Origin of the sequence: Gilliamella mensalis (assembly GCF_900103085.1) — a bacterium.
Lineage (GTDB): Bacteria > Pseudomonadota > Gammaproteobacteria > Enterobacterales > Orbaceae > Gilliamella > Gilliamella mensalis.
In genome coordinates, this window is the sequence record NZ_FMWR01000010.1 from 134,529 (window position 1) to 147,919 (window position 13,391).

The following is a 13,391-nucleotide window of genomic DNA, read 5'->3' on the forward strand; positions in this document are numbered from 1 at the left end:
CAATAAGCCATGATAGTAAAACTATCAATGCAGCTATTTTTTATTACCTATTGGTTTAGTGATTATTTAGTGTTTGTTTCGCCTTGGGTTTATCATAAACGCCAAAATGGTCTACAATTGTACTACTGGCTTTATTTAGCCCTAACACTTCCACCTGTGCCCCTTCTTTGCGGAATTTAATTACCACTTTATCTAAAGCTGCTACAGCGGTTATATCCCAAAAATGTGCGTGGGTAAGATCAATTGTTACCTTTTGTACAACTTCTTTTAAATCAAATGAGCTAATAAATTTGGTAGAAGAAGCAAAAAATACTTGTCCATACACGGTATAAATACGTTGTTCCTTGCTGGGTTGCTCAGTTTGAATTTGTAGGTAATGAGCGACTTTATTGGCATAAAACAGTGATGCCAGTAATACCCCAACAAATACGCCATAAGCAAGGTTATGGGTAAATACAACGACAACTACAGTTGCCAGCATCACAATATTGGTTGAAAGTGGGTACGATTTAAGGTTCTTAATCGAGTCCCAGCTAAAGGTTCCTATGGAAACCATGATCATCACAGCTACTAACGCAGCCATTGGAATTTGGCTTACCCAGTCTTGTAAAAAAACAACTAATAATAAAAGTACAATTCCGGCTATAAATGAGGATAGACGCGTTCGTCCGCCAGACTTCATATTGATAATTGATTGCCCAATCATCGCGCATCCAGCCATACCGCCAAAGAATCCTGTCACGATATTGGCAATACCTTGCCCCTTGCATTCTCGGTTTTTATCACTCGGTGTATCGGTAATATCATCTACAATGGTTGCGGTCATCATTGATTCTAATAAGCCGACAATGGCTAATGAAAGAGAGTAAGGCAGAATAATCAATAAGGTATCAAGGTTAAAAGGAACATTGGGCAGTAAAAATGTAGGCAAGCTAGTGGGTAATGTACCCATATCACCCACCGTGCGTATATCCATGCCAAAATACATATAGATACCGGTAAGAATAAGAATGCAAAGTAGTGGTGAAGGAATCATTTTTCCTACTTTGGGGATATAAGGGAACAGATAAATTATGCCAAGCCCAGCAATGGTCATTGCATAGACATGCCATGTGACATTGGTTAGCTCAGGAAGTTGTGCTAAAAAAATTAAGATGGCTAATGCATTAACAAAACCTGTTACCACAGAACGAGAAACAAAGCGCATTAAGTTCCCTAATTGAAGAAAACCGGCAATAATCTGAAAAATACCGCATAAGATTGTCGCAACAAGCAAATATTCAACCCCATGTGCTTTAACCAGTCCAGCAATCACTAGCGCCATTGCACCGGTAGCGGCAGATATCATACCCGGGCGACCTCCGGCAAAAGCAGTAATAACCGCTATACAAAAAGCCGCATATAGCCCCATTTTAGGGTCAACACCGGCAATAATAGAAAAAGCAATTGCTTCAGGAATAAGGGCAAGTGCTACAACGATGCCCGATAGAACATCATTTTTGATATTGGAAAACCATTGTTTATGTAAAGATTGCATTGAATTTAATCACCACTGAAAAAACAAAAGAAAATTACAGCGTGAAGCAATGCATTTATAAGGTTATCAAAAGTTGATAGAAAAGATATGACTTGTGTGCATCACGCGAGTAACTATAATAATTCTTGATAGAAAGAACTCGCAAAAAGCTACACAGCTATACTCCATAATTAAATTATATTTTTTTATAATAATAGAACTTAACCCATTGTACAATGGATTATTTCCTAATATATAGTTGTAGGTTATGATATTTTGACAGTATTAAAAAATTTTAACTTAACAATCACTATTTCGAATAAGATCATTGTAAGGAATTACAACCCACACCAAAATATTAGCTAGTGTTCACCTCTATAAATTGATTATTTTGGTAATATAATCATGTAGAATGAGAGATGGGGATGAAAAAAGTTTTTAATAACAACATTAGCCCAAAATATCCTTTGCTTTTCTTATATTTTGTCAATTCCGTACTATAACATTCCGTACTATAACAATAACGATTAAAATCAACCTAACATTGGTTTCTGCGAAGTAATACATGTTTAAGAAACGGTCGTCTGGTTTTGATCTATATAATAGAGTAAATTTTTGTTCATTTTGGGGGCAAAGATCAGGAGGCAATGTTGAGCCTGATGATCTGTGGTCATTCCCAGTTCATTTGTGGAAAATGGTGAGCTGTAAGTTCAACGGCTTGTTGCATATTAATAATTTTGAGTCTTGAATCGATAATTTTACTTAGCCCTCGAGCCTCAATATCGCTATTAATGATATAACAATATTTGGTTTTATTGATAATATCATTTAATAGCGGATTATTTTGTAGAGCCAGAACAACGCCATTTTGCCAGAACAATACGGCATCTTGATCTGATATTAATTGTGGATCTATGGCTGATTGATTTGCTGTCGAAATAGTATGTAGCATTATTTTTTCACTTTTTATACTTAAACGGAATATTTCCTGAAACTTTTTTACAAAATCAAGGTTATTGTAGTTGGTACATCTTTAATTGTTATTAGTATATAATAAGGACTATTTATTGAGCAAAGAATTCATCATGAAACCGATTATTTTAACTAATGAACAACAAACTACTTTGTTTGGTAATAAACTTGCCAAGCTGTGTTTAAACTATTTGTCCAAGCATGATGATACTATTGTTATCTATTTAATTGGCGATCTTGGTGCGGGTAAAACCACTTTTAGTCGTGGTTTTTTACAACAATTAGGTCACATAGGTAATGTAAAAAGTCCAACTTATACGTTAGTAGAACCTTACCAGTTTGATGATTTTTGTGTTTATCATTTTGATTTATATAGGCTTTGTGACCCAGAAGAGCTGGAGTTTATGGGGATTCGTGAATATTTTGCATCCCGAGCAATTTGTTTAATTGAGTGGCCAGAGCAAGCAAACGGTATCTTGCCTAGTGCTGATCTTGAAGTTCATTTGGCTTATTTAGCATTTGAGCGTACCGCTTTTGTGCAAGCAACAAGCGAAAAAGGTCAAGCAATTATTAATTTATCACAATAGAAATAGACAATAAAAAGACAATGAAAAAACTAATCACTTTTTTTATGTTATTACTGCTTTGTAGCTCTGTTTATGCTGCCAAAGTTGTGATAGCCGTTGATGCTGGTCATGGTGGTAAGGATTCTGGGGCAATAGGAAAAAATAAGCTATATGAAAAAACAGTGACGCTTTCAATCGCTAAAAAGCTCACTAATTTACTAAATAAAGATTCCAGTTTTAAAGGGATTTTGACCCGTAGCAGTGATAATTTTATCTCTGTTTCACAGCGCTCAGAAATTGCTCGTAAAAATAGAGCTAATTTATTAGTTTCAATTCATGCTGATGCCGCACCAAATCGGAATGCAACAGGTGCTTCAATTTGGGTATTATCAACTAAGCGTGCTGATACAGAACTTGGTCGTTGGCTTGAGCAAGGTGAAAAACAGTCACAATTATTAGGCGGGGCTGGTAATGCATTAAGCGAAGATCATAATCCTCATTTAAGCCAAGCGGTGTTAGATTTACAATTTTCTTATTCTCAACAAGTCGGTTATAAGCTAGCAAAACAAGTATTGAAAGAGATGGAAGGGACAATAAAGCTACATAAATCTGTCCCAGAGCATGCAAGTTTAGGTGTATTACGTTCACCTGATATTCCGTCAATTTTAGTTGAAGTGGGCTTTATCTCTAATAAGGGTGAAGAAATATTGCTAAGTAGTAATGCTCATCAAGATAAGATAGCTAAAGCTATCTATCGAGGTATAAAAAATTACGTTAAACAAAATCCAAAATTTGGAGAACAGCATTAATGACAATTCATATTCTTTCACCCCAATTAGCTAATCAAATTGCTGCTGGTGAGGTGGTAGAACGCCCTGCTTCTGTCATTAAAGAGTTAGTTGAAAATAGCCTTGATGCGGGAAGTACTCAAATTGATATTGACCTTGAACAAGGTGGTTGTAAATTAATTCGCATTCGTGATAATGGTTGCGGTATTGCTAAAGATGAATTAGCGCTGGCACTTGCTCGTCATGCGACAAGTAAAATCAGTACGTTAGATGATTTAGATGCTATTATTAGTCTTGGATTTCGCGGTGAGGCACTAGCAAGTATAAGTTCAGTTGCAAGATTGACATTAACTTCACGTACCGTTGAACAATCGGAAGCATGGCAAGTTTATGCTGAAGGGCGGGATATGAAGCCGATGATTAAACCTGCAGCCCATCCGGTAGGATCGACTGTCGAAGTACTTGATCTGTTTTATAATACACCGGCAAGACGTCGTTTTTTAAAAACAGAAAAAACTGAGTTTATGCATATTGAAGAGTTTGTTCGGCGTATTGCACTTACACGTCCTGATGTTACCTTTAATTTACAACATAATGGTAAACTCGTTAAGCAGTATCGTTCATCAACGCTTGAAAAAAGAGTCGAATTAGTTTGTGGACGATCTTTTATGCAAAAAGCTGTAAAACTAGATTGGCAGCATGATGATTTACTCATTCAAGGTTGGGTCACCAGTAGTGAAAGTAGTGATTGGCAATATTTTTATGTTAATGGGCGAGTCATCAAAGATAAATTACTTAATCATGCATTGCGCCAGGCTTATATTAGCCGTACGAATGAACAACAAAGTTATGTGGTATTTTTACAATTAGATCCAAAACAAGTTGATGTTAATGTTCACCCAGCCAAACATGAAGTCCGTTTTCATGAAGCAAGACTGGTTCATGATTTTGTTTATCAAGCGATTGTGATGGCCCTTGAATCAAATTTATCTGTAACAGAAGAAAAAGTAACCATAACACCCAATCGACAAGCTGCCGGTGAGAATATCTTTAATCAAAAAACGGTTGCTAATTCTTATAAAACAAGTAGCCAATTATCGAAAAAACCAAGCAATTATGCTAAAGAAAATGCATTGTATGGTGAGTTAGTTAATGTTGCACCTCCCCAAGAGTCAGTGCAAATTGAGCAAAAACAGTCATGTTTATCGGCAGAGGAAGATAAAATAACAGCACCACAAAAAGCGGTTATTGAAGCATTATTTCCTAAACGAAATACTCCGCTACAATCATTACAACAGCAACTTGATAGTTCATCATTAGTACAATTTGGTCGAGTATTAACGGTTATCCATCCTGATATTGCCCTGCTTGAAAAGTATGAAGATAATCAGCAAAAATTAATGTTGATGAAATTGCCTATTGCTCAGCAAAAAGTGACTGCAATTAAATTATTATCACAAGACTCTGAAAAACTGCTTATCCCATTAACAATTTTAATTAATCATAAAGAGCAGCAAGTTCTTTCTAGTTATCAACCTCAGTTGAATTTTTTAGGTTTTGATTTTTATATTGATAAAGCAAAATTGTATTTGCAAAATGTTCCTAAAATGTTGCGTATTATCAATTGGCAACAATTATTACCGGCATTAATTGCTTTTATATCAGATTCAGAAAATGGAGTGTTAGATCCTACACAAATAGCGGCGTGGTTGGCTAGCCAGTGTGATGATGGTCGTGCTATGAACTGGAGTGTGGCTAAAGTCATTCCGTTGCTTGCTCAATTAGAACAGGTGGATATCAATTTGTTACAACAGGAATCATTTTTATATCCGATTGATATACAATCTTTAACTCAATTAATTTTATCATGAATAAACAAAAAGTTATTTCGTTAATGGGGCCAACGGCATCTGGTAAAACAGCATTTGCTATGATGCTTTGCGATCGTTATCCTATTGATATTATAAGTGTCGATTCAGCGCTAATTTATCGCGGTATGGATATTGGTACCGCAAAACCAACTAAAGAAGAGCAACAAAAGTATCCACATAAGTTGATTGATATTTGTGATCCAGCTGAGAGTTACTCTGCTGCTAATTTTAGACATGATGCAATTGTGGAAATTGATAAAACGCTAAAAAAAGGTCGAATTCCATTGTTAGTTGGTGGGACAATGCTCTACTTTAAGGCTTTAATTGAAGGGCTTTCACCGCTTCCTGCTGCCAATTATGAAATTCGTGAACAAATAGAGGAAAAAGCTAATAAATTAGGTTGGCAAGCAATCCACCAAGATCTTAAAAAAATTGATCCAATTTCAGCAGAAAGAATTCATCCTAATGATCCACAGCGCCTAAATCGCGCTTTAGAAGTCTATTTAATCTCAGGTAAAAGCCTAACAGAACTTACAAAAGAAGGTGGTGAAGCATTACCATATGATATTATGCAGTTTGCTATTATGCCCGAAGATCGGGCGCAATTACATGACCGTATCGAACAACGCTTTTTACAGATGTTAGACCAAGGGTTTGAAGATGAAGTAAAAGCGCTTAGGTTGCGATCTGATTTGCACTTGAATTTGCCATCTATTCGTTGTGTGGGTTATCGCCAAATGTGGGAATATTTAAATGGTGATACCAGTTATGATGAAATGGTTTTTAAGGGCATTTGCGCTACTCGTCAATTAGCCAAGCGACAAATCACTTGGCTTCGTGGTTGGAAGCAACCTATCACATGGTTAAATAATGATAATATGGACTCAATTTTCCAAAAAATATTCTAAGAAATAATTTTTATAGGCGTTTAATGATATAATTGTAAATTGTATCATTAGTAAAATTATGTACATCACCATCAATATTTTGTATTTTTATTATCTTTTTAGTTTAAATTTATTAAAAAATTAGTTATTTGTGCATAAATTTTAGTTGATTGGTTCAAGAGAAACGCTTTTTATGTTATTTTGATAGATACAAAAGATGTATTTGAAATCGTATGTAACAATACATTGCTTACTTATAAATGTATTTACTTTATATTCATATAATTATTATTAAAGGATAAACTTATGTCAAAAGGGCAGTCATTACAAGATCCTTATCTAAATTTGCTTCGTCGAGAGCACATTCCTGTATCAATCTATTTAGTTAATGGTATCAAGTTACAAGGGCAAATTGAATCATTCGATCAATTTGTTATTTTGTTAAAAAATACTGTAAGCCAAATGGTATATAAACATGCTATCTCAACAGTCGTACCATCTAGACCTATTTCTGGATTGTTATCTCAACCTGAAGAGGAAGGCGAAAGCTGATATTTCTGGAGAATCTGATTGTTTGAGCGATATAAAGGCGGTGAAGCTGCCTTATTAGTCCATGTATTCTTCACTCAAGAAAATAATATCGAGGATCTTAAGGAGTTTGAAGTTTTAGTTTCTTCTGCTCGAATAGATATTCTCGATATTATAACAACCTCAAGAAAAGCACCTCAAACCAAATATTTTGTTGGTGAAGGTAAAGCGCAAGAAATAGCTGAAAAAGTTAAACAACTTGATGCTTCTGTTATTTTAGTCAATCATACTTTAACCCCCTCGCAAGAACGCAATCTAGAACAGTTGTGTAAATGTCGCGTTGTTGATAGAACAGGATTGATCCTTGATATTTTTGCTCAAAGGGCCAGAACACATGAAGGTAAATTGCAAGTTGAGTTAGCGCAGTTACAACATCTTTCGACTCGATTAGTTCGAGGTTGGACGCATTTAGAACGGCAAAAAGGGGGGATTGGCTTACGAGGTCCTGGTGAAACGCAATTGGAAACTGATAGACGATTGATTCGTCATCGTATCCAGTTAATATTGTCCAGACTTGCAAAAGTCGAAAAACAGCGAAACCAAAATCGCCAATCAAGGAATAAAGCTGATCTTTCAACAGTATCTTTAGTTGGTTACACTAATGCAGGTAAATCAACACTATTTAATGTATTAACAAATGCTAATGTATATGCGGCTAACCAGTTATTTGCTACACTAGATCCAACACTACGGCGAATTTTGGTTGAGGATGTTGGTGAAGTTGTTTTAGCAGATACGGTCGGTTTTATTCGTCACTTGCCACATGATCTTATTGCGGCTTTTAAAGCAACATTACTTGAAACACAGGAAGCAACATTGCTATTACATGTCGTTGATGCTTCTGATCCTAATTTATTGGATAATATGCATGCCGTTGATGAAGTGTTGCTTGAAATTGACGCCAATGAAATTCCAACATTACTTGTTATGAATAAAATCGATTTGATTGAGGGTAAACAGCCAGGTATTGATCGGGATGAAAACGGTATGCCAATTCGAGTGTGGATTTCAGCGCAAAATAGTTTAGGGCTGGATCAATTATTTATTGCTTTAAAAGAAAGGCTCGCTAAGCAAATTCAGGTTTGCCATTTGATTGTGCCTGCTTATTTAGCAAGACTAAGAAGTCGTTTATATCAGTTAAATGCAGTAGAAAATGAATTTATTAATGAGGATGGTAGTTTTCATCTAGATGTGAGAATTCCCTCTATTGAATGGAATCGCCTCTGTAAACAAGAACCAGATCTGTTATACTTAACCAATAAGCAAAATAACAACTAATTGTTAAATGGAGCATATAAAATATGGCGTGGAATCAGCCCGGCAATAACGGACAAGATAACGACCCATGGGGGAATAATAATAAAAAACCAACTAATGGTGGTTTTTTTGATAAAGTTAAAGACCTTTTTAAAAAAGGCAATTTTGACAATAATAACGGGTCATCAGGGCTTAAATTGCCGATGAATACAGCCAAACTTATTCTTTCTATACTTGTTGCACTTGTTCTAGTATGGGGGGGAAGTGGTTTTTATACTATTAATCAAAGTCAACGCGGTGTGATTACTCGCTTTGGTCAAGTTCAATCTGAAATTATTCAACCTGGATTAAATTGGAATCCACCATTAATTGATAAAGTGTATAAAGTTGATACTCAAGGTACGCATAATTTTAATGTAAATGGTTTTATGATAACAACAGGTGAAGATTTAGTCTTTGTTGAAATGAATGTACAATATCGTGTCAGCGATCCTGTAAAATATTTATTTAATGTTACTAACGTTAAAGATAGTCTACAACAAGCTGCTGATAGTGCTTTACGTACTGAAGTAGGTAGCTCAAGTATGGATGACATTTTAACTGATGGACGTTCAGCTTTAGAAACACGAACCAAAGATGAATTGGTTAATGTGATCAATAATTACGATATGGGAATTAATATAGTAGATCTTAATTTCCAATCTGCTCGTCCTCCTGAAGCAGTACAAGAAGCCTTTAATGATGCAATGAATGCTCGAGAAGACAAAAAACGTGAAATAAATAAAGCGGCTGCCGAAAAAGTTCAACAAGTTCAACAGGCAGAAGGCCGTTCCGCAAGAATTTTAGCGAATGCAAATGCTTATAAAGTTAGGGTGGAACTTGAAGCGGCTGGTGATGTGGCTCGATTTGAAAAAATCTTACCTCAATATAAAGCAGCACCAGAAATTACTAAAGAACGCTTATATATTGAAACCATGGAAAGAGTATTAACTAAAACCAATAAAATTATAGCTAATGATAAAAGTGGAAATTTGATGGTGTTACCATTAGAACAGTTATTAAAAAATAAAAATGGAAAAAATTCTGATCCCGTGACTTTATCAAACTCAAATAGTGAATATAATTTTAATATGCCAAGCTCTTCTGAAAAGATAAAAGATCAGTCTCAGACAGTGCAGGAATTAGCAAAAGAGGTTAATAACAGCACTAAAAATACTGGTAGAAATAGCAATACTGCGCGGACTCCGCGGTTTATGGAAAAGTAAGGAGAAAAGTATGCGCAAATTATTGATCCCTATAGTATTTATTTTAATCGGTGTGTTTTTTTCTAGTGCCTATGTTATTGAAGAAGGAACGCGTGGTATCGTTTTACGATTTAATAAAATTATAAGATTATCTGAGCCTGGATTACATTTTAAAATACCAGGAATGGATCACGTAAAAGTGGTTGATGCTAAAATCCAAACAACTAATAGTTCTGATAATGTAGGTCGGGAACAAAAGTTCATAACGCGTGAAAATAAAGATTTAGTTGTTGATTATTTTGTACAATGGAAAATTGTTGATTTTAATCGATACTATGAAACCATTGCTGGTGGTAATAGTGTTGAAAACTTACTCCTTGCTCGATTAAATGGTCGTTTAAGAGCAGAAATTGGTAAATTAGATATCATTGATATTATTAATGATACAAATAATAATTCGCGTAATTCTATAATGACACGGGTAAAAGATGCATTAAATGGTACAGCCCAAGAATTAGTTAAAAGCGAATCAACCGAAAAGCTTATTGGTGAAGCTGAAAAAGACTCCGAAAGCAATAAAACAAGTATGCGATCTTTTGGTGTTGAAGTGATTGATGTTCGTATAAAGAAAGTTAACTTTCCTCAAGAAATATCTAATTCAATTTATGAGCAGATGAAAGAAGCTCGAAAAGTTGTTGCACAAAATCAACGTTTTCAAGGCGTTAAAAAAGCAGATGAAATACGAGCAGAAACTACACTAGAAGTTACAAAGATATTATCCGAAGCTGAACGCCAATCTCGAACTATTCGTGGTGAAGGAGATGCCAATGCCGCTAAACTTTATGCAGATGCTTTTGGTAAAGATATCGAGTTTTTTAGCTTTATTCGTAGTTTAAAAGCTTATGAACAAAGCTTTACAGGTAATGATATTATGGTTATCAGTCCTGATAGTGAATTTTTTCAATATATGAAATTAAAATCTAATAAATAATTGAATGAGATAAATAATCTATGAGTAATAATGTTGTTGTGCTAGGTACACAATGGGGTGATGAAGGCAAAGGTAAAGTTGTTGATTTACTCACAGAAAAAGCAAAATATGTTGTTCGCTATCAAGGTGGACATAATGCTGGTCATACTTTAGTGATTAATGGTGAAAAAACAGTATTACATTTAATTCCATCAGGAATTTTACGTAATGATGTAATAAGTATTATTGCTAATGGTGTTGTGCTATGTCCTGATGCTTTAATGAAGGAAATGCATGAGTTAGAAAAAAGTGGCATTCCTGTTAAAGAACGGCTCCTCATTTCTGAATCTTGTCCTTTAATTTTACCTTATCATATTGCGTTGGACCAAGCACGAGAAAAAGCGCGTGGTAGTAAAGCTATTGGAACAACAGGGCGCGGTATTGGTCCTGCCTATGAAGATAAAGTAGCGCGACGTGGACTTCGGGTTGGTGATTTACGCGATCGCCAAGCTTTTGCTGAAAAATTAAAAGAAGTGATGGAATATCACAATTTCCAACTAGTTAATTATTACAAAGCAGAAGCAGTAGACTATCAACAAGTTTTAGATAATATATTAGCGATAGCCGACATTTTAGTTGCTATGATTGCCGATATTCCCGCGCTTTTAGAAGAAGCACGCAAAAAAGGCGAGAGAATTATGTTTGAAGGGGCGCAAGGTACATTACTTGATATCGATCATGGTACTTATCCTTTTGTTACCTCTTCTAATACTACAGCCGGTGGTGTTGCTACAGGTTCTGGTTTTGGTCCACGTTATGTTGGTTATGTGTTAGGCATTGTTAAAGCTTACTCTACACGTGTTGGTGCCGGTCCGTTTCCTACAGAATTATTTGATGAAACCGGTGAGTACCTCTGTAAGCAAGGTAATGAATTTGGTGCAACAACAGGTCGTCGCCGTCGTACTGGATGGCTTGATATAGTCGCTGTTCGCAAAGCAGTACAACTTAATTCTATTTCTGGATTTTGTTTAACTAAACTTGATGTTCTAGATGGACTTAAAGAAGTGAAGATCTGTATTGGTTATCAACTACCAAATGGTGAGGTCATTAAAAATGCCCCAGCGGCGGCTGAACAGTGGAGTTTAGCTAAACCTGTTTATGAATCAATGCCTGGCTGGAGTGAATCAACCTTTGGCGTTAAAAGTTATGACGCTCTTCCACAAGCAGCTAAGGCTTATATTAAACGGATTGAAGAGTTAACCGAAACACCAATAGATATTATTTCAACAGGACCTGATCGAAGTGAAACAATGATTTTACGCGATCCATACCAAAACTAATTTAGCATCAATCAAATCGGGATAATTGTCCCGATTTTTTGTTTTTAGGATGTTGTTTGCCAGAAAAAGTTCACAACAATAAGAGGAAATTATGACCAAACTAGGGACGCCATTATCACCAACTTCAACTAAAGTATTACTTTGTGGTGCAGGAGAGCTTGCTAAAGAAGTTGTGATTGAGTTGCAACGGTTTGGTTGTGAGGTCATTGCTATTGATCGTTATGCTAATGCACCTGCGATGCAGGTTGCTCATCGGTCCTATATTGTTAATATGCTTGATGGGGATGCTTTAAGAAAAGTCATTGAAGCAGAAAATCCAGATTATATTGTTCCAGAAATTGAAGCTATTGCAACATCTACACTAATTGAGTTGGAAGAAAAAGGATTTACTGTTATTCCAACTGCAAAAGCAACACAACTAACCATGAATCGTGAGGGAATTCGTCGACTTGCAGCGGAGGAGTTAAAATTACCAACCTCACCTTATCGATTTGCTGCAAATGCAACTGAATTTAGAAAAGCAGTCCAAGAAATTGGTTTTCCTTGTTTAGTCAAACCCGTTATGAGCTCTTCAGGCAAAGGACAATCATTATTAAGAGACGAAGCAGATATTGAGTCTTCATGGATATATGCACAAGAAGGTGGGCGAGCCGGTGGTGGAAAAGTAGTTATTGAAGGCTTTATAGATTTTGATTATGAAGTGACATTATTGACCATCAGGCATATTCATGGCGTCTCATTTTGTGAACCTATTGGACATCGCCAAGAAAAAGGTGATTACCGAGAATCTTGGCAACCACAACAAATGTCTAGTGAGGCATTAATTTTAGCAAAAGATATTGCAACCAAAATAACTGATGCCTTAGGCGGAAGAGGCTTGTTTGGTGTGGAATTATTTGTTAAAGGAGATCAAGTATGGTTTAACGAAGTTTCTCCTCGTCCTCATGATACAGGTATGGTTACACTTATTTCACAAAATTTATCTGAATTTGCGTTACATACTAGAGCAATATTAGGACTACCAATTCCCATTATTGAACAATATGGTGCAAGTGCTTCAGCTGTTTTAATAGTAGAAGGCGATTCAAAACAAGTCTGCTTTGCTAATTTAGATAAAGCACTGAATGAGCCACAAACTGATTTACGTCTATTTGGTAAACCAGAAGTAAAAGGAACAAGAAGGATGGGCGTTGCGTTAGCTAAATCGGTAACGGTTAAAGAAGCGATTAATAAAGCCATTAATGTAGTAAAACAAGTAAAAATAACCTTGTAACTGGTTGTTTTGCACAAAAAGCAATCATTCGATTTAAAAAAAACAAAATTTCTAAAATAGGGGTTGACGTATACGAGTGAAGTGAGTAATATACGCAACCCTTGAGACAGCAAACTAAA

At 35.6% G+C, this 13,391-nt stretch carries 11 protein-coding genes and 1 pseudogene; 10 read left to right on the forward strand and 2 right to left on the reverse strand.

Annotated elements, in window-relative coordinates; translation table 11 throughout:
• Positions 1–55: 55 nt before the first annotated feature.
• Together BQ5209_RS06025 and tusB are read right to left on the reverse strand one after the other, a co-directional pair.
• Positions 56–1,537, reverse strand: coding sequence for a SulP family inorganic anion transporter (locus tag BQ5209_RS06025; protein ID WP_085247640.1), 1,482 nt, complete (start codon positions 1,535–1,537; stop codon positions 56–58).
• A gap of 649 nt (positions 1,538–2,186) precedes the next feature.
• Positions 2,187–2,468: a sulfurtransferase complex subunit TusB gene (gene tusB / locus BQ5209_RS06030; RefSeq protein ID WP_085247641.1), complete on the reverse strand. Its 282-nt coding sequence runs from the start codon at positions 2,466–2,468 to the stop codon at positions 2,187–2,189.
• 130 nt (positions 2,469–2,598) lie between these two features.
• Between tusB and tsaE the strand changes: the two genes are divergently transcribed.
• The 10 genes and pseudogenes from tsaE (at position 2,599) to purT (ending at position 13,272) form a co-directional block, all read left to right on the forward strand.
• Positions 2,599–3,075, forward strand: a complete 477-nt coding sequence (gene tsaE / locus BQ5209_RS06035; RefSeq protein WP_370737830.1) for a tRNA (adenosine(37)-N6)-threonylcarbamoyltransferase complex ATPase subunit type 1 TsaE — start codon at positions 2,599–2,601, stop codon at positions 3,073–3,075.
• 62 nt (positions 3,076–3,137) lie between these two features.
• Positions 3,138–3,842, forward strand: a pseudogene (locus BQ5209_RS06040) (N-acetylmuramoyl-L-alanine amidase); the annotation flags it as partial.
• A gap of 20 nt (positions 3,843–3,862) precedes the next feature.
• Positions 3,863–5,713 (forward strand): DNA mismatch repair endonuclease MutL, encoded by a 1,851-nt coding sequence (gene mutL / locus BQ5209_RS06045; protein WP_085247644.1) that lies wholly within the window; start codon positions 3,863–3,865, stop codon positions 5,711–5,713.
• Positions 5,710–6,621 (forward strand): tRNA (adenosine(37)-N6)-dimethylallyltransferase MiaA, encoded by a 912-nt coding sequence (miaA, locus tag BQ5209_RS06050; protein WP_085247645.1) that lies wholly within the window; start codon positions 5,710–5,712, stop codon positions 6,619–6,621. The genes mutL and miaA overlap by 4 nt, the downstream gene beginning before the upstream one ends.
• 285 nt (positions 6,622–6,906) lie before the next feature.
• Positions 6,907–7,152 carry an RNA chaperone Hfq gene (gene hfq, locus BQ5209_RS06055; protein WP_085247646.1) on the forward strand — a complete coding sequence of 82 codons (246 nt, stop codon included), beginning with the start codon at positions 6,907–6,909 and terminating at the stop codon, positions 7,150–7,152.
• Positions 7,153–7,170: 18 nt separating this feature from the next.
• Positions 7,171–8,466 carry a ribosome rescue GTPase HflX gene (hflX, locus tag BQ5209_RS06060; protein ID WP_085247647.1) on the forward strand — a complete coding sequence of 432 codons (1,296 nt, stop codon included), beginning with the start codon at positions 7,171–7,173 and terminating at the stop codon, positions 8,464–8,466.
• Between the two features lie 23 nt (positions 8,467–8,489).
• Positions 8,490–9,710: an FtsH protease activity modulator HflK gene (gene hflK, locus BQ5209_RS06065; RefSeq protein WP_085247648.1), complete on the forward strand. Its 1,221-nt coding sequence runs from the start codon at positions 8,490–8,492 to the stop codon at positions 9,708–9,710.
• A 10-nt stretch (positions 9,711–9,720) separates the two neighbouring features.
• Positions 9,721–10,680: a protease modulator HflC gene (gene hflC / locus BQ5209_RS06070; protein ID WP_085247649.1), complete on the forward strand. Its 960-nt coding sequence runs from the start codon at positions 9,721–9,723 to the stop codon at positions 10,678–10,680.
• A gap of 20 nt (positions 10,681–10,700) precedes the next feature.
• A complete protein-coding gene (locus tag BQ5209_RS06075) occupies positions 10,701–11,999 on the forward strand; it encodes an adenylosuccinate synthase (protein WP_085247650.1) in 1,299 nt (432 codons plus the stop codon).
• Between the two features lie 91 nt (positions 12,000–12,090).
• On the forward strand, positions 12,091–13,272 hold the full coding sequence (purT, locus tag BQ5209_RS06080) for a formate-dependent phosphoribosylglycinamide formyltransferase (RefSeq protein ID WP_085247651.1): 1,182 nt from the start codon (positions 12,091–12,093) through the stop codon (positions 13,270–13,272).
• Positions 13,273–13,391: the final 119 nt, after the last annotated feature.

Coding starts and splice junctions, on each gene's coding strand:
- BQ5209_RS06025 (WP_085247640.1), bottom strand. CDS start 1,537: ATGCAATCTTTACATAAACAATGGTTTTCCAATATCAAAAATGATGTT.
- tusB (WP_085247641.1), bottom strand. CDS start 2,468: ATGCTACATACTATTTCGACAGCAAATCAATCAGCCATAGATCCACAA.
- mutL (WP_085247644.1), top strand. CDS start 3,863: ATGACAATTCATATTCTTTCACCCCAATTAGCTAATCAAATTGCTGCT.
- miaA (WP_085247645.1), top strand. CDS start 5,710: ATGAATAAACAAAAAGTTATTTCGTTAATGGGGCCAACGGCATCTGGT.
- hfq (WP_085247646.1), top strand. CDS start 6,907: ATGTCAAAAGGGCAGTCATTACAAGATCCTTATCTAAATTTGCTTCGT.
- hflK (WP_085247648.1), top strand. CDS start 8,490: ATGGCGTGGAATCAGCCCGGCAATAACGGACAAGATAACGACCCATGG.
- hflC (WP_085247649.1), top strand. CDS start 9,721: ATGCGCAAATTATTGATCCCTATAGTATTTATTTTAATCGGTGTGTTT.
- BQ5209_RS06075 (WP_085247650.1), top strand. CDS start 10,701: ATGAGTAATAATGTTGTTGTGCTAGGTACACAATGGGGTGATGAAGGC.
- purT (WP_085247651.1), top strand. CDS start 12,091: ATGACCAAACTAGGGACGCCATTATCACCAACTTCAACTAAAGTATTA.